This window comes from Streptomyces sp. NPDC048197, from assembly GCF_043202395.1.
Lineage (GTDB): Bacteria > Actinomycetota > Actinomycetes > Streptomycetales > Streptomycetaceae > Streptomyces > Streptomyces siderophoricus.
The window spans coordinates 49834-66224 of record NZ_JBIDAJ010000035.1 but is presented as its reverse complement, the minus strand read 5'-3'; the positions used below and the strand labels follow the sequence as shown (position 1 = coordinate 66224).

Below are 16391 nucleotides of genomic sequence, written 5' to 3'. Positions count from 1 at the left end.
AGCCGACACGGCGAGATCAGCGGGAAGGGCGAGTCCTCGTGGCAAGGGTTCGAAGAAGGGGACGCGTCGTGAGCGCCGTGCTGGCGGCGGTGCTCGGCGCCTCCCTGGCGGGGTGCAGCAGCACCGGCGGCAAGCGCGCCGAGGAAGAGCGCGCCGCGAAGGCCGCCGGCGGCAAGGCCGCGGTGAACACCCCCAGGTGGACGTTCGCCATGGTCACCCACTCGGGAGACGGCGACACCTTCTGGGACATCGTGCAGAACGGCGCCCAGCAGGCCGCCCTCAAGGACAACATCAAGTTCGTCTATGGACACGACGAGGAGGCCCAGCGGCAGAGCCAGTTGGTGCAGTCCTACATCGACCAGAAGGTCGACGGGCTGATCGTCTCCCTCGCCAAGCCCAACGCCATGAAGGACGTCGTCGAAAAGGCCGAGAAGGCCGGCATACCCGTGATCACCGTCAACTCCGGCGCCGAGGAGTCCAAGGCGTTCGGCGCGCTCACCCACATCGGGCAGGACGAGACGGTGGCCGGCGAGGCGGTCGGCGACGAGCTGAACCGGCGCGGCCGCAAGAAGGCCCTGTGCGTCCTGCACGAACAGGGCAACGTCGGCCACGAACAGCGCTGCGAGGGCGCCGCCAAGACCTTCAAGGGCAAGCTGGAGAAGCTCTACGTCGAGGGCACCAACATGCCCGACGTGCAGTCCTCCATCGAGTCCAAGCTCCAGGCCGACCCGTCCATCGACGCCGTGGTCACCCTCGGCGCACCCTTCGCGCCCACCGCCGTCAAGGCCAGGGAACAGGCCGGCAGCAAGGCCGAGATCGACACCTTCGACCTCAACGCCCAGGTCGCGGCCGGCCTCAAGGACGACACCCTCGGCTTCGCCGTCGACCAGCAGCCCTACCTCCAGGGCTACGAGGCGGTCGACCTGCTCTGGCTGTACAAGTACAACTCCGACACCCTCGGCGGCGGGAAGCCGGTGCTCACCGGGCCCCAGGTGATCACCAAGAAGGACGCCGGCGCCCTGCAGGACTACACGAAGCGGGGTACCCGATGACCGCCACCCTCAAGGCACCCGTCCAGGACGAACGGCTGCTGCACCGCTCCCTGGCCCGCCGGCTGATGGGCCGCCCCGAACTGGGCTCGGTCGTCGGCGCCGCCGCGGTCTTCGTCTTCTTCTCGATCGTCGCCGAGCCCTTCCTGCGGGCGTCCAGCCTCTCCACCGTGCTCTACGCCTCCTCGACCATCGGGATCATGGCCGTACCGGTGGCGCTGCTGATGATCGGCGGGGAATTCGACCTCTCGGCCGGTGTCATGGTCGTCAGCTCGGCGCTGATCTCGTCGATGTTCAGCTACCAGATGACCGCCAACACCTGGGTCGGCGTCGGGGTGTCCCTGCTGGTCACCCTGGCCATCGGGGCGTTCAACGGATTCCTGCTGACCCGCACCAAGCTGCCCAGCTTCATCATCACGCTCGGCACCTTCTTCATGCTGACCGGCCTCAACCTCGGCTTCACCAAACTGATCAGCGGCACCGTCTCGACGAAGTCCATCGCCGACATGGAGGGCTTCGAGTCGGCCCGTACGGTCTTCGCCTCGCACCTGACCGTCGGCAGCGTCGACATCCAGGTCACCATCGTGTGGTGGATCGCGCTGGTCGCCGTGGCCACCTGGCTCCTGCTGCGCACCCGCGTCGGCAACTGGATCTTCGCGGTGGGCGGCAACGCCGACGCCGCGCGGGCGGTCGGCGTCCCGGTCACCAAGACCAAGATCGGCCTCTACATGGGCGTCGCCTTCGCCGCCTGGATCTCCGGCCAGCATCTGCTGTTCTCCTACGACGCGATCCAGTCCGGCGACGGCGTCGGCAACGAATTCCTCTACATCATCGCCGCGGCGGTCGGCGGCTGCCTGATGACCGGCGGCTTCGGCTCGGCGATCGGCGCCGCCGTCGGCGCCTTCATCTTCGGCATGGCCAGCAAGGGCATCGTCTACGCGCAGTGGAATCCGGACTGGTACAAGTTCTTCCTCGGCGCGATGCTGCTGCTCGCCACACTCCTGAACGCATGGGTCCGCAAGCGGGCGGAGGACAAGGCATGACAGCGCTGGTCGAGCTGACCGACGTCAGCAAGTACTACGGCAACGTCCGGGCACTGGAGGGCGTCTCCCTGGAGGTGCACGCGGGGGAGATCACCTGCGTGCTCGGCGACAACGGCGCCGGCAAGTCCACCCTCATCAAGATCATCGCCGGGCTGCACCGGCACGACCGCGGCACCTTCACCATCGAGGGCGAGGAGACCACCCTGGCCTCCCCGCGCGAGGCCCTCGACCGCGGGATCGCCACCGTCTACCAGGACCTCGCCGTCGTCCCCCTCATGCCGGTCTGGCGGAACTTCTTCCTCGGCTCCGAGCCGACCACCGGCGTGGGCCCCTTCAAGCGCCTCGACGTGGCGACGATGCGCGAGACCACCCGCAGCGAGCTGCTGCGGATGGGCATCGACCTGCGCGACGTCGACCAGCCCATCGGCACCCTCTCGGGCGGCGAACGGCAGTGCGTGGCCATCGCCCGCGCCGTCTACTTCGGCGCCAAGGTCCTGGTCCTGGACGAGCCGACCGCGGCACTCGGCGTCAAGCAGTCCGGCGTCGTCCTCAAGTACGTCGCGGCCGCCCGGGACGCCGGCCTCGGCGTGGTGTTGATCACGCACAACCCGCACCACGCCTACCTCGTCGGCGACCGCTTCGTCCTCCTCAAGCGCGGCACGATGGCCGGCAGCCACACCAAGAAGGAGATCGCCCTGGAGGAGCTGACCCGTCAAATGGCGGGCGGCAGCGAACTGGAACAACTCAGTCACGAGCTGGCCCGCACCGCCACCCCGGAATTCCCCGGCGGCCACCGGCCCGACTGAGCAGGTCAGCAGGGTGCCGCGCCCCGCACCGGCCGCCCGGCCGCGCGGGGCGCGGCACTGCCGGTCGCGGTGCGCCGGACGCCGCCGGTGATGCACAATCGCACCGGACCCGCACGCCGAGGCCCCGGCCTCCCGAGACCCCCCTAGGGACGAGACGACTCTTGCGAGCACGCAGCCACCGCATGGGGGAACCACCCACGCCCGTCAGCCACCGGGGGAGCAACGGCGAAGAGGTGGGTCGATGAGCATGTACCGGGACCGGGTGCACCGGGGATCGGCCAGAGCCACCGTGCTGCGCACGGTCGGCACCCGCGAGCGGCGCTCGCACCTGACCGCCCCGCGCGTGCCCACGGTGGGCATCGACATCGGCGGCACCAAGGTCATGGCGGGCGTGGTCGACGCGGACGGCACCATCCTGGAGAAGGTCCGCACCGAGACCCCGGACAAGTCCAAGAGCCCCAAGGTCGTCGAGGACACCATCACCGAGCTGGTGCTCGACCTCTCCGACCGGCACGACGTGCACGCGGTCGGCATCGGGGCGGCCGGCTGGGTCGACGCGGACCGCTCCAAGGTCCTCTTCGCCCCGCACCTGAACTGGCGCAACGAGCCGCTGCGCGACCGCCTCGCGGGCCGCCTCGCGGTCCCCGTCATGGTCGACAACGACGCCAACACCGCCGCCTGGGCGGAATGGCGGTTCGGCGCCGGCCGCGGCGAGGACCACCTCGTGATGATCACGCTCGGCACCGGGATCGGCGGTGCGATCCTGGAGGACGGCGCCGTCAAGCGCGGCAAATACGGGGTCGCGGGCGAATTCGGCCATATGCAGGTCGTGCCCGGCGGTCACCGCTGCCCGTGCGGCAACCGCGGCTGCTGGGAGCAGTACAGCTCCGGCAACGCCCTGGTCCGGGAGGCCCGCGAGCTGGCCGCGGCCGACTCCCCGGTCGCGTACAACATCATCGAGCGGGTCGGCGGCCGCATCGGCGACATCACCGGGCCGCTGATCACCGAGCTCGCCCGCGAGGGCGATGCGATGTGCGTCGAACTCCTCCAGGACATCGGCCAGTGGCTCGGCGTCGGCATCGCCAACCTCGCCGCCGCCCTCGACCCGTCCTGCTTCGTCATCGGCGGCGGTGTCAGCGCCGCCGACGACCTGCTGATCGGCCCGGCCCGGGACGCCTTCCGGCGCCACCTCACCGGCCGCGGCTACCGCCCCGAAGCCACCATCGCCAAGGCCCAGTTGGGCCCCGAGGCGGGCATGGTGGGCGCCGCGGACCTCGCCCGCCTGATCGCCCGCCGCTTCCGCCGTGCCAACCGCCGCCGGGTCGAGCGCTACGAGCGCTATGAACGGGCCGGCCGCCGATGACCGAAACCGAATCCCCCACCATGCGCGACGACCACCACACCGCCCTGCCGCCCCGGGCCAAGCGCCGCCGCCCCCTGCTGACGGCGCTGATCGTCTTCCTGCTGATCGCGATCCCGGCCGGCTACATCGTCATCTCCGCCGAGCAGAGCCGCGACAGCGGCGAGGGCAAGGAGGCCGAGGCCGCCGCCACCGGCCTGACCAACGCCTTCCCGTCCAAGGTCCAGCAGCGGATCTACAACGTCCCGGTACCGATCGGCTCGACCCCGGTCTACTACTACGAGACCAACTCCTGGGAAACCAGCTCGCTGTTCGTCCAGTTCCGGACCAACGAGTGGGGCCTGGAGCACTACCTCGCAGCCGTCGGCACCAGCACCGCCGCCCTCAAGAAGGACCGGAGGACCATCCCGCCGGACCAGGCGGCGAAGGTCGGCTGGGACTTCAGCGTCGACTGGCCCTGGGCGGGCACCACGACCACCAGCCGCGCACCGCATCCGTCGCAGCGCATCATGGTCAGCTACGACGAGCCGGGCCACCCCGTGGTGTACACGGTCTCGACGGTCACGTTCTGACCGTCGCAGCCCGGCAGCACCGGTTGCGTTCCAGCAGCGTGACCGTGACGCCGAGTGCGATCTCGCGCTCACCGACGGGGACGAATCCGCGCCGAAGATAGAGCGCGACCGCGGGCTGGTTGGCGGTTCCGGTGGAGACGACGGTCAGTTCCGCCGGCTCGATCGAGTCCAGCGCGTCGAGCAGGGCCGTGGCGACGCCGCGGCGATGCGCGACGGGATGGACCACGAGGCGGCAGATCTCCAGAGCACCGTTCGGCAAGCGGGTCCACGCGACCGCTCCGACCAGTCCCGACGCCTCGCGAATCCCGAGGAAGGACTCGTCGCATGCGCGCAACTGCTCAACGGACTCGTGCAGGGGCGGGATGCCGTCGAAGCCGATGAGCCGGGCTTCGACCGCGTAGGCCGCCCGCTGAAGGTCCCACACATGACGCAGGGTGCCGGGATCGGACAGGTCGAGCCGGACCGGTTCGGCAAAAGGCCGGTGGGACGCGCTGGCGGCGTGGCGTGGGCCGGTCATGCGGTGATCCTCTCAGAACGCCCGGCCAGGACGCCGTTCTCCGGCCCTGCCTGCCACTGCAAGAGCTCCTACCGCTATCGGTGAGATGACCGATGTGCGGTGGGCGGGCGCCCGGTCATAGTCCTCGAAAGATCATTTCGCGGGTGACTGTCGTGCACCCGCTGCCTTTCGAAAGGACTCCTTCTGTGGACACGTACGCGGACCTGGTATTTCTCGGCGGGCGGGTGGTCACGGTAGATGCGCGCTTCACCGTCGCCTCGGCCCTGGCGGTGACCGGCGGGATCATCAGTGCCGTGGGAAGGCGGGAGGACGTCGCGCCGTTCGTCGGTCCGGGCACCCGCGTCATCGACCTGCGCGGGGCGACGCTGCTTCCCGGTATCAACGATTCGCATCTCCACGGATGCGCCTTCGGCATGGCCGGCCCGCCGCTCTCCCTCGACCTCGGTCACCCCGCCGTCTCCTCCCTCGCGGACGTGGCCGCGGCGGTACGGCAGGCCGTCGGGCGGGCCCCGGACGGGCAGTGGATCACCGGCCACGGCTGGGACACCGGTTACCTCGCCGAATGCGTCACCGATCCCTCGCGGCAGCCCTCGCGGCACGACCTCGACACCGTCAGCCGGGACCACCCGGTCGTCCTGTACTCCTTCTCGGGCCACGCCACTTGGGTCAACTCCAAGGCGCTGGAGCTGATCGGCATCGACCGGTCCACCGTCGCACCGCCCGGCGGGGCCATCGTCACGGACGACGCCGGGGAGCCGACCGGGCTGCTGCACGAGGCGGCCCAGGCCCTCGTCCAGAATGCCCTGCCGCCGCTCAGCCGGCAGGAACGGACCGACGCCATCCGGTCGACCCTCGCCACCCTCGCCCGGCTCGGCGTGACCAGCTACACCGAGCCCGGGCTCGGCCCCGGCGGCGACGGCATCATGCGGGGCGCACTCGGCAGGCAGACCCTCGACGTCTACCACCAGCTCCTGGCCGACGGTGAACTGACCGCCCGCGTAGGGGTTTTGCTCCTGCCCACCGGCATGACGAGTACCGCTGAGGAGTTCGCCCGTACGCTCACCGCCCTCGGCGGGACCGCCGCCGATCCGCGTCGTCTGGCGATCCACGGAGTCAAAATATTCGCCGACGGCATCGTCCCCAACAAGACGGCCTGGATGCACGAGCCGTACGTCGGCGGCGGCAGCGGTTCCCTGTGCGTCGGCGGCGGGACCCACGCCGAGCGGATCACCGAGATCGACGCCATGATCCGGCACGCCCACATCGCCGGACACCAATTGGGCGTCCACGTCACCGGCGACCGGGCCATCGACACCGTGGCGGACGCCTTCGCCGCGGCCATGGCCGAACACCCGCGCCCCGACGCCCGCCACTACCTCATCCACGGCGACTTCCTCACCCCGCACAGCATGAAGGTGCTGGCCGCGCACGGCTTCGGCGTCAACATGAACCCCACCATCAAGTGGACCGTTGCCGACATGGAGGAGGACTTCGTCGGCTCCGGACGTGCCGCGTACGCCTGGCCCTACCGGGATGCCATCGACGCCGGCGTGCGGGTCGCCAGCGGATCCGACGCCCCCGTCACGCACCCGGACTGGCGCCAGGGCATCGCCACCATGATGCTCCGCGAGTCGAAGGCCACCGGCCGGGTCAGCGGCCCCGAACAGCGCATCGGCCTCGCCGAAGCGGTCCGCACGTACACCATCGACGCGGCCTGGCAGGACTTCGCCGACGACTGGAAGGGCTCCCTGGAGCCCGGCAAGGTCGCCGACCTCTGCGTGCTCGACGGCGACCTGCTCACCACCGACCCCCACGACATCCCGGAGATGCCCGTCGTCCTGACCGTCATGGACGGGCAGGTCGTGCACGACGCCCTCCGCGATTGACCTGCCCCCTGCACATGATCATCCTTGGAGGATGGCAGCGAACCGGAGCACGGCAGACATCCTGGACGCGGCCGTGCACGTCCGCCAGGCCGCCAGGAGCGCCACGAGCGGCGCGGCCGGCCTCGACGCGGTCCTGGCGGCGCTGTCGGAGGTCATGGAATACGACCATGCCTCCCTGACCCGGTGGGACCCGCTGCGCCGGCGCCACACCACCCTGGCCGGCAGCTACCCGGACGACGCCACGACGTACATCGAGACCCGCCTCCACCACGACCCGGTCTTCCCGGTCCTCCACAGCCCGGCCCGAGGCGGTCTCTGGCTGCGGGACGTTCCCAGGCACCTCCTGGCAGCCTCGCCGGGCTTTCTGGAGGTGCTGTCTCCGCTCGGCATCCAGGACGGGGTCGCCCAGTGCCTGTTCGACGCCGACGGCCGGTACGTCGGCATGCTGAACGTCAGCACCCGCCGACCGCGGCGCACACCCGACCCGGCACGCGCCGTGGTCACCCTCCTCACCGAGTCCCTCGCCGCCGCCGTCGCCCCCCGCACGACCCCCGGGCCCCAGGAGACCGCCGCGGACCACGCCGCCGCCGATCCGCAGCGCCTGGACCCGCGGCGGCCGGGCGGCCTCTCACCACGGGAACTCCAGGTGCTGGCCGAACTGACCACCGGCCGCACCAACCGCGAAATCGCCGAACGCCTCTACATCACACCGCGCACCGTCGCCACCCACATCGAGCACATCCTCACCAAGCTCGACGTCCCCAACCGCGCGGCCGCCGCAGCCCGGGCCGCCACGTGGGGAATCGAACCTTCCCCCTGACGCGAATCCGCCGGCGTACGGACCGAACGCCTCGCGCCGGCACACACCGATCCCGGCTGCCTCGGATGTCCGAGGCAGCCGGGACCCATCAGCCCGCCGAGCCACCGACCACGTGCCTGGTGGGCGCAACCGGCCTCTTCAGCTTGCCCTCAGTGCACTGGTCGCACGGCTGGGCAAGGAGCCTTTCGCGCATTCGCCAGCGACGGATGACCGGGCTCGCTCCGCACGGGCGACTCGCTCCAGCTGACTACACCCCGGCGGGCTTGGTGGACTGGCAGGCGGGGTCCGTGGAGTCCGTGCTGCATTTGGTGATGACGCTGTGAACGTTGTCGACGCCCTCCACCGGCATGGTGACGGTCATGTGGTGCGTCCACGTCGACCCGACATCGTTGCTGAACGTCCAGTCGCCGGTGGTTTCCTTGAGCGCCAAGGCACGCGCCACCCACGCCGTCTGGCCGGGCGGAACATCTATCGTGAACCTGGTGCCCGATGCCTCAGTGGTGGTCTGACTCTCGGTCCAGGTGTGTTGGTATCCGATCTGGGCGTCGGCCTTCAGCGGACTCTTGGCCTCTGATCCCGGTCCGAGCGTGATGTTCACGCCGAGGCTGTCTGATTGGCCGATCGTGTCCGCTGTGGACTGCGACCAGTCCATGGAGCAGCTCGCGTTGCCGGCAGTGCTGGAGTTCTTGCAGACCGGGGAGGAACCCTGCTCGGCACTCGATGTGGAAACGAGCTGGTAGGGCCCGAGATAGGCGGGCTTGGAGTCATCGGTGATGGTGTACGAACTCGCCGTGATGACGCCCGAGTTGTTGTTGTGCTGGGTCAGCGCGTACTGCGTCGCCAGGTCATCGACGGTCGGGCCGGTTGCGCCGTCACCGGGGGACGCAGTCACGGTCCACTGCTCATTGTGGGCTCCCACGCTGTTGTCGCCCGCTCCCGGGGCGCACCCCACGGAACCCATCTGCTGGAAGTCGCCCAAGGGGGGGTCGCTGAACTTCGTGGTGACGCATTCGTCGTCGTCGACGCGCCGAATCAGGTAGGTGTTGGGCTCGGTGTTGGTGACCGGTTGGGCGTAGAACAGCTGCTTCTTGTTTTTGGCGTCGCAGGTGCTCGACATGGTGAGGTAGCCATTGCCGTCGACTTCGGCGCAGCCGGTCTTGCTGGGGATGTTGTTGGAGATTTGGAAACTGCCGTCGTTGTTGGGATTGGGCTTGAAGCTCCACTGATCGCTCGGCACGGTGTCAGTGGTCCGCATGACGAGGTCATTGCTGTCCGCTGAGCCGTCATTTTGCAGATCGACGGTGCCATTCGGGTCCCGGGGATTGTCCCGCCCCATCATGCTTTCGTGGTGCACGACGGAGATGGTCAGGCATCCGGTGTGGGAACTCTTGTCGCACGAGGGGTCCTCTGCCTGAGCCGGCGTGGCAGCCAGCAGTGACAGCGGCATGGTGAGTGCAACGGCAAGGAACGCAGGTATCCTTCGCGTCGCATTTCGTGGGACTCGTTCAGTGGGCATGAGACATTTCCCTTTCGCCTGTTTCTTCGTGCTTCCGGCGCTGCGACCACCTGACGCCGAGGCGACCGCGCAACAGACGGTTATGCATCCGGTGTGATGCGGGCTGCCGCTTGTTGCGCGATTCCCGGCGCGGTAACCGGGACCGCCGGTACCGCGGAGGCGTTCGCGGCCCCGGGCGCCGGGCGTCGTCGCCGAAGGCCTTGGCCGGGCACCGGTTCACCCCCGTGTGCCCAGGCCACCGTGGCACCGTCAACGTAGGCGCGGGCAGCCGACGTAACATCCCCCAACTGACGGAGGAAGCTGGCGATTCAGGGCGCCGGGCCGTGGTGACCTGCGGTCAGCCCGCGGCAGGTGGGGGCGCAGATCCTCCGGCGGAGGACTTCCGGCGCAGTCGAGGATGCCGCCGGCGGGTTGTTCCAGCGGCGTTGCGGCACCTTGAGTTCCTCGGCCACTCCGAGTGGCGCAAGGTCTCCATCGGCGCGAGCCCGGCGGCGGGCCGGTGCGGATCGCCCGGATGCACAACGCGCCAAGGGCTCGGCGGTCAAGGCCCGCGCGTCCTCTACGGTGCCGGGCGGCCCACGCGGACAAGGCCAGATCTGCGGGTGGCGGTCGTCCGTCTAGAGCCGGAAGGAGTCGGCCAGGGTGTCGATCTGCGCGGTGAGCAAGGTCGATGCGTGGTGCCCCATCCCGGCGTACTGGCCGGACACCTCCAGGCCGACCGTGCCGTGCAGCTGCGACCAGGCCAGCACCGTACCGGCGAGGGCGGCGCCCGCAGCCTTGCCGTGCGGCGGCAGCCCGGTGTGCTGCGCCACCCAGTCGGCGACGCCCTCGTCCTTGCGGAGCCAGGCGTCCATCTCGGCGGCGACCGGCCGTAGCGCTTCGGTGGGCCGGCCGGCGGCGAACGCCTTCAGGAACGGTCCCAGGACTGCCCGCGCACGCTGGAGCGTGTCGGGCGGAGCCGCGTAACCGGGGAGCGGCGTTCCCTGGATCAGGAGATAGCGGTGCGGCTGTTCGACGGCCCAGCTCCGGTAGGCGCCGGCAAGGGCGTGCAGGGTGGCCCGCGCGTCCCCGGCGGAGGCGTCGTCGGCCCGCGCGATGGCTTGCGCCACGTCGTCGTAGGCGTCCCGGATCAGCTCGCCCAGCAGGTCGTCCCGGCCCGCGAAGTAGCGGTAGAGGGCCGGTCCGGACAGCCCCATGTCCTTGGCGATCCGGGTGAGTGCCACGGCCTGGATGCCGCCCTCGGCGAGCTGCTGCAGCGCGGCCGCCTTGATCTCCGCACGGTTCTGCTCGCGGTAGCGCGCTCGGGGGCTTCGCACCTCGGCGGCCATGTGCTCCTCCTGTGTTGCGGCGTGGCGGACGGCATGGGTGAGCGGTCCTCGCTCATCGTATCCACCACTTCGATTGCGATGATGACTCGCAAGAGTTATGGTCTCTAACAGAAGCGATGCGGTGAAGCGACAACCTGCCCCACCGTCTTCACCCGCCTCCGATCCGATCGATCCGATCGACCCCCTCCACCCGCCGTCCCGCAGTGAAGGAACCGCCATGTCTGCTGCAGCACGTCGCCTCCATGCCGTTCTGGGTGCCGGTCCGGCCGGCATCACGCTCGCCGCCGAGCTCGCCCGCCGGGGGCACCCCGTACGGCTGGTCAGCCGCTCCGCGCCGCAAGGTGCGCCCGACGGCGTGCAGTGCCGTGCCGCCGATGTGAGTACGCACGACGGGGCGTTGGCCGCCGTCGAGGGCGCCGCTGTCGTGTACCACTGCGTGAACGTCGCCTATCACCAGCAGACCGAGGTCATGCCCCGGGTCCAGCAGGCGGTGCTGGCTGCCGTCGGGACCACGGGGGCTCGGCTGGTCGTCCTGGACACGCTGTATCCGTACGGCCCGACGCAGGGCGAGGTGATGACGGAGGACACCCCCTGGCGCGCGACGAGCCGCAAGGGAGTGATGCGGGCACGGCTGGACGAGGCATACCTTGCCGCGCACCGTGCGGGGCAGGCCCGTGTCGTCCTCGGCCGGTCGGCCGACTTCGTCGGCCCCGGCGTGCTCAACTCGACGCTGGGCGGCGCGGTTTTCCCGCCCGCGCTGACCGGCGGTGAGGTCCTCGGGCTGGGCGACATCGACCTCCCGCACAGCTACACGGCCATCCAGGATGTGGCGAAGGGGCTGGCCGTCCTCGGCGAAGACCCGGAAGGCGACGGCCGGGTGTGGCACCTGCCGACCGCGCCCGCCCGTACGACCCGCGAGATCCACTCGATGATCGAGGAACGGGTGGGCCGACCGCTGCGGCGGGTGGTGCTCACCGAGCCCCGCCCCTTCGGCCCGTTCGACGCGACCTTCATGGACGAGTACGCGGAGATGTTCTACCAGCACACCGAGCCGCAGATCGTGGACTCCTCGGCGTTCGAGCGGTCCTTCGGCCACCGTCCGGCACCACTGGAAGCGACACTCGACGACACGCTCGGCTGGTACCGCACGCTGCTGGCCGGCGCACGGAACTGACGGTCCGCGGCCGGCCGGTGGCGTCCCTGGAGTGGCCGGCCCCCGGCCGGCGGCTCACTCCCTCACTGGGGCTGGGGCTGCGGCTGCGATTCGGCGTCGGCTTCGGCTTCGCTCATGACCCGCTCCCGCTCCCGCTTCCGCTCTCGACCTCCGGCCGGCGGAGTCCGAGGAACGAGGTGTACTGGTGGTGCATCAGGTCGTAGAAGGAATCGAAGCGTTCCGGTCCCCGCCCTGACCACGAGGCGAGCCAGTATCCGGCCCATTCACCGCGCTCGTCGACGTCCTCCGGGTCGAGGAGCATGACCGCGGCGTCGCCTTCGAGCGAGAGGCACAGGGAACGGGCGAGGATGTCGCCCTCAGGCTCTTCGCCTTCCTCCTCGTCGGCGAACTCCGTCTCGCTATAAGCATCGATCCAGCTGGAGCCCTCGTCGGTATCGGCCAGCCAGGCGAGCTCGGAGGTGCCCGCGAGCCGGTAAATGAAATTCCCCGCGTCCCGCCACCCGTTGGTGGTCAGCAGGAACTCGCGGAGCGAGGGCGGCAACCTCCGGCCCAGGCGCGCCTCGGCTGCCACAACGTCATCCCCACTCGCCGGGGCGAACCCGAGCCAGCCGCCCCGTACGACCTCGTCATGCAAGGGCGCGTCCCGCTCGGGGTCGTGCCCGACGATCCACTCCTCGCTCCAGAGTTTGAGGAACGGTCGCCACTCTTCGTGGTCCATGCACTGCCCTTTCGTGTCGCATACATGGCCGAACATCACTGCGTACTGCGCCAACGACAGCACATAGGTCTGACATCCACTGCCTGCCCGCCTGCCCGCCTGCCCGCCTGCCCGCCTGCCCGCCTGACCGCCTGGCCGCCCGGGGTTCCTCGGCCGGCTCGGCACGGCTGCAACGCTGCGGTTCAAGACACCCCACCACCGTGCTCCCGTTCCCAACAGCTCGAATAAGGTTGCGGAACAGGGGGAGGAAAGTCGTGAATCTGTCATTCGAGCCGCCTCAGCCGTACGACCTGGGGCCGGACGCGGACCTCGGCATGTGGCTGGCCGAGTGGGCCGAGTACGCGGACCGGATCGTCCACCACGGGCCGGACGACGGCCGCAATCATGGACAGCTGTGCTGGGACGTCCTGGCGCCCACCGGGTTGCTCGCGCCGCACTGCGGCCACTGCAAGCACGGGCACGGCGGCCCACGGAACCCGCAGCAGATGGAGTCCGCCCTGGGCATCCGGATCCCCCCGGACCAACTGTCGTCCTGGATAGCGGCCACACTCATCCGCGAGCTCGTCCACCCGAGCCACGACGGCCCGATGCGCCCCGTGGCCGACGCCCTCGCCAACGGGCTGATCGCCCTGCTCGGCCCGGACGCCGACTGGCGCGCCAACGGCTACGCCGCCTACCGGGAGGGCGCCAACGGCAACGTCTCGTGGGCGCCGGTCACCGAGGCCACCTTCGATGCGGCCGTCGTCGGCATCGGCAACGGCCATGCCGTGGTCATCGTCGTCACCGGCGAGGACTGAGGGGATGAAGGCTGAGGGTGATGAGGCTGTCAGCGCCGGAACCCGCTCCGCGCGACACCGGCCGGCGCCATGAGGGAGAGCCGATCGACTACGACGCGTACGTGCAGCCTTGCCCGCCGTAGTACCACTCGTACTGGCCCATCACCCATGGGTCGGCCGTGATCGTGAAGGTGCCACGCGGGGCTGGACAGTGGAACGTCGTGGTGAGGGTGCCCTGATTCGGCGTGGACCCGGGCGACGCCGTGGCCGCGGAGGCGATGCCGGCGCCTCCGGCGCTGAGCAGTGCGGTGATGAACGCTATGGCAATGATCTTCTTCATCATGTCTCCCAGTCCCATCGCGTGCGGGAACTGCCTCTGGGGACGATACACGCAACCCCCCAATTCGGGACAAGGGGGTATTTCACCTGATGTCCGGACCAGGACTGGCCGGCGGTGAGCACGCGGAGACATCTGCGGCGAGGCCAGCGCATGATCAGTGGGAGCCGGCCCAGACAGCGGGCGTGCGGTGGGACCACGGGGCAGCCTCTTCGAGCTGGGCGGCGAGGCGGAAGAGGGTGTCCTCCCGTCCGTAGGCGGCGGCGAATTGCATGCCTATGGGCAGTCCGGTGGCGGGGTCGGCCGTCAGCGGTACGGACATCGCCGGAGTTCCGGCGACGTTGAAGCAGGCGGTGAAGGGGGATCGGTCGAAGAGCCGGTCGATCCAGCCGAGGCCATCGAGCTCCTCGACGGCCTCGGCGTAGACGCCCAGGCGCGGCGGCAGTTCGGGAAGGGTGGGGGTGAGCAGTACGTCGTAGTGGTCGAAATGGCGGCCGATGCTGCGGGCGACGGTGTTGCGTACGCCGAGTGCGCTGACGAAGTCGGCGCCGGTGACCTGGCGGCCCCAGGCGTAGCTGGCGAGCATCTCGGTCTGGACGGTGGACGGATCGATGGGCCGGCCGGAGGCGGCGGCCAGGGCATCGAGCCAGGGGACCAGATTGGCCGTCCAGAGCCGGGCGTTGGCCCCTACGAATTGCTCCCAGCCGACCCCTGGATCAAGGGTGGCCTCCTGTACGTGGTGGCCGAGCGAGGCGAGGAGTTCCGCGGTGCGGGACAGCGCGTCGAGCACCGGGCCCTCGGTGCGGCGACGGCCGCCGCCCTGGGCGATGACGCCGACGCGCAGACGGCCCGGGGCGCGGGTGATCTCCTCGGAGTAGGGGCGGTCGGGCGGTGCGGCGAAGTACGGGTCGCCGCTCTCCGGGCCCTGGATCCGGTCGAGCAGCGCCGCGCTGTCGCGCACCGTGCGGCTGATGCCGCCCTGTACGGCCAGGCCGTTGAAGATCTCGTCGACATCGGGCCCCATGGACACCCGGCCCCGGGTGGGCTTCAGCCCGAACAGGCCGGTGCTGGCGGCCGGGATGCGGATCGAGCCCGCCGCGTCCGTGCCGTGCGCGATCGGCACGATACCGGCCGCGACCGCGGCCGCTGACCCGCCGCTGGAGCCGCCCGGCGAGCGGTCGAGGTCCCAGGGGTTGCGGGTCGGCTCGTACAGCACGGCCTCGGTGGTGATGCCGTAGGCGAACTCGGGGGTCGTGGTGCGGCCGATGGTCGCCAGTCCGCTCTCCCGGAAGCGCCGCATCAGATACGAGTCCGCCGACGCGACGTTGCCCTTGGCCAGCCGACTGCCCAGCTCCATCCGCTTGCCCGCCATCGACACACCCAGATCCTTGACCAGAAAGGGCACCCCGGCCAACGGCGCCCCCTCGCCGGCCCCCTCCTTCTCCTCCTCCAACTCCTCCGCACGCTCCGCCGGCCAGGTCTCCACGACCGCGTTGATCAGCGGATTGACGGCGGCGACCGCCTCCAGCGCGGCCGCCTCTAGTTCGGCGCCGGTCACCTCACCGCGGGCGACCAACTCGGCCAGCCCGACGGCGTCATAGGTCACGTACTCCGACAGTTTCACGAGAACTCCTCTGCCTTGCGACATGCGATACCGAGCAGTCCCATGCGATACCGATCGGTATCGTGCGGGACTGTCCGGTACCGTAGCGTGAGAGGGACGCAGCCGAAAAGGCGCTCAGGGCAAGACGTGGAGAGCGGGTCGGGGAGTCGGGAGGATCGGGCATGACGGAGACGGTGCGGCCGGGCCGTGCGGAGCGGGTGGCCACCTTGCCGCCCCGCGAGCGCATCCTCGATGCGGCTGAGGAGCTTTTCCACTCCGAGGGCATCAGGGGGGTCGGCGTCCAGGCCGTCGCGGAGAGGGCAGGGACCACCAAAGCCGCGCTGTATCGGCACTTCGGCACCAAGGACGAACTGGTGGCGCAGTGGCTGCGGATCGTCGCGGCCGATTACGTCTCGGCGTTCGACACGATCGAGGAACGGTGGCCGGACGACCCCCGGGCACAGATCAAGGGCGTGGCCGCATTCGTCGCCGACACCCTGTCGACGCTTTCGCACCGCGGCTGCCCCTTCGTCAACTCCCTTGCTGAACTGCCCGATCGCAACCATCCCGCGCGCCAGGTGATCGAAGCGCACAAGGCGCGGCAACTCCGCCGTCTCACCGCCATGTGCACCGCCGCCGAACTCACCGATCCCGAAGGGGCCGCAGCGGAGCTCACCTTCGCCCTGGAGGGAGCGCAGGTGAGCGCACAGAACGGCAGCGTGGACCAGATCGCCGAACGGCTCACCACCTTCGTCGAGTCGCTGCTGGCCTGGCACGGCGCAAAGGGTTGTGGGTAGCGGCGTCCGTCTCACGTGCCGCCCGTGAGACGAGAAGCCCCGCCGGAATGCTCCGGCGGGGCTTCTACGCGCAGCGAACCCTATGGGCT

The 16391-nt window shown here is 70.0% G+C and carries 16 protein-coding genes; 10 read left to right on the top strand and 6 right to left on the bottom strand.

Features of this window, described 5'->3' with window-relative positions; translation table 11 throughout:
• The first annotated feature begins 77 nt into the window (after window positions 1-77).
• The 5 genes from ACGF4C_RS32230 to ACGF4C_RS32210 all read left to right on the top strand — a co-directional run bounded on the left by ACGF4C_RS32230 (window position 78) and on the right by ACGF4C_RS32210 (window position 4830).
• Window positions 78-1052 (top strand): sugar ABC transporter substrate-binding protein, encoded by a 975-nt coding sequence (locus tag ACGF4C_RS32230; protein ID WP_362145265.1) that lies wholly within the window; start codon window positions 78-80, stop codon window positions 1050-1052.
• Window positions 1049-2092, top strand: a complete 1044-nt coding sequence (locus ACGF4C_RS32225; RefSeq protein WP_393571080.1) for an ABC transporter permease — start codon at window positions 1049-1051, stop codon at window positions 2090-2092. Before ACGF4C_RS32230 ends, ACGF4C_RS32225 begins: the two co-directional genes overlap by 4 nt.
• Window positions 2089-2898, top strand: coding sequence for an ATP-binding cassette domain-containing protein (locus ACGF4C_RS32220; RefSeq protein ID WP_393571078.1), 810 nt, complete (start codon window positions 2089-2091; stop codon window positions 2896-2898). Before ACGF4C_RS32225 ends, ACGF4C_RS32220 begins: the two co-directional genes overlap by 4 nt.
• A gap of 241 nt (window positions 2899-3139) precedes the next feature.
• A complete protein-coding gene (locus tag ACGF4C_RS32215; protein ID WP_030415120.1) occupies window positions 3140-4261 on the top strand; it encodes an ROK family glucokinase in 1122 nt (373 codons plus the stop codon).
• Window positions 4258-4830 carry a hypothetical protein gene (locus tag ACGF4C_RS32210; RefSeq protein WP_030415119.1) on the top strand — a complete coding sequence of 191 codons (573 nt, stop codon included), beginning with the start codon at window positions 4258-4260 and terminating at the stop codon, window positions 4828-4830. Before ACGF4C_RS32215 ends, ACGF4C_RS32210 begins: the two co-directional genes overlap by 4 nt.
• Here the strand turns inward: ACGF4C_RS32210 and ACGF4C_RS32205 are convergent.
• Window positions 4820-5347: a GNAT family N-acetyltransferase gene (locus ACGF4C_RS32205; protein WP_393571075.1), complete on the bottom strand. Its 528-nt coding sequence runs from the start codon at window positions 5345-5347 to the stop codon at window positions 4820-4822. The genes ACGF4C_RS32210 and ACGF4C_RS32205 overlap by 11 nt on opposite strands.
• A 185-nt stretch (window positions 5348-5532) precedes the next feature.
• On the opposite strand from ACGF4C_RS32205, the gene ACGF4C_RS32200 reads away from it, so the two are divergent.
• Both ACGF4C_RS32200 and ACGF4C_RS32195 read left to right on the top strand, forming a co-directional pair.
• A complete protein-coding gene (locus ACGF4C_RS32200; RefSeq protein ID WP_393571073.1) occupies window positions 5533-7233 on the top strand; it encodes an amidohydrolase in 1701 nt (566 codons plus the stop codon).
• A gap of 31 nt (window positions 7234-7264) precedes the next feature.
• A complete protein-coding gene (locus ACGF4C_RS32195) occupies window positions 7265-8053 on the top strand; it encodes a LuxR C-terminal-related transcriptional regulator (protein WP_393571071.1) in 789 nt (262 codons plus the stop codon).
• A 247-nt stretch (window positions 8054-8300) separates the two neighbouring features.
• On the opposite strand, the gene ACGF4C_RS32190 is transcribed toward ACGF4C_RS32195, so the two are convergent.
• Together ACGF4C_RS32190 and ACGF4C_RS32185 are read right to left on the bottom strand one after the other, a co-directional pair.
• A complete protein-coding gene (locus tag ACGF4C_RS32190; protein WP_393571069.1) occupies window positions 8301-9407 on the bottom strand; it encodes a hypothetical protein in 1107 nt (368 codons plus the stop codon).
• Window positions 9408-10186: 779 nt separating this feature from the next.
• Window positions 10187-10897, bottom strand: coding sequence for a TetR/AcrR family transcriptional regulator (locus ACGF4C_RS32185; RefSeq protein ID WP_393571067.1), 711 nt, complete (start codon window positions 10895-10897; stop codon window positions 10187-10189).
• 217 nt (window positions 10898-11114) lie between these two features.
• Between ACGF4C_RS32185 and ACGF4C_RS32180 the strand changes: the two genes are divergently transcribed.
• Window positions 11115-12071 (top strand): NAD-dependent epimerase/dehydratase family protein, encoded by a 957-nt coding sequence (locus tag ACGF4C_RS32180; protein ID WP_393571065.1) that lies wholly within the window; start codon window positions 11115-11117, stop codon window positions 12069-12071.
• 112 nt (window positions 12072-12183) lie between these two features.
• Here the strand turns inward: ACGF4C_RS32180 and ACGF4C_RS32175 are convergent, their stop codons facing one another.
• On the bottom strand, window positions 12184-12789 hold the full coding sequence (locus tag ACGF4C_RS32175; protein ID WP_393571063.1) for an SMI1/KNR4 family protein: 606 nt from the start codon (window positions 12787-12789) through the stop codon (window positions 12184-12186).
• A gap of 254 nt (window positions 12790-13043) precedes the next feature.
• Between ACGF4C_RS32175 and ACGF4C_RS32170 the strand changes: the two genes are divergently transcribed.
• Window positions 13044-13586 carry a hypothetical protein gene (locus ACGF4C_RS32170; protein ID WP_393571061.1) on the top strand — a complete coding sequence of 181 codons (543 nt, stop codon included), beginning with the start codon at window positions 13044-13046 and terminating at the stop codon, window positions 13584-13586.
• Between the two features lie 88 nt (window positions 13587-13674).
• Here the strand turns inward: ACGF4C_RS32170 and ACGF4C_RS32165 are convergent, their stop codons facing one another.
• Together ACGF4C_RS32165 and ACGF4C_RS32160 are read right to left on the bottom strand one after the other, a co-directional pair.
• Window positions 13675-13905: a hypothetical protein gene (locus tag ACGF4C_RS32165; RefSeq protein WP_393571059.1), complete on the bottom strand. Its 231-nt coding sequence runs from the start codon at window positions 13903-13905 to the stop codon at window positions 13675-13677.
• 154 nt (window positions 13906-14059) lie between these two features.
• On the bottom strand, window positions 14060-15526 hold the full coding sequence (locus tag ACGF4C_RS32160; protein WP_393571057.1) for an amidase: 1467 nt from the start codon (window positions 15524-15526) through the stop codon (window positions 14060-14062).
• 161 nt (window positions 15527-15687) lie between these two features.
• On the opposite strand from ACGF4C_RS32160, the gene ACGF4C_RS32155 reads away from it, so the two are divergent.
• A complete protein-coding gene (locus tag ACGF4C_RS32155; RefSeq protein ID WP_393571055.1) occupies window positions 15688-16302 on the top strand; it encodes a TetR/AcrR family transcriptional regulator in 615 nt (204 codons plus the stop codon).
• The last annotated feature ends 89 nt before the right edge of the window (window positions 16303-16391 follow it).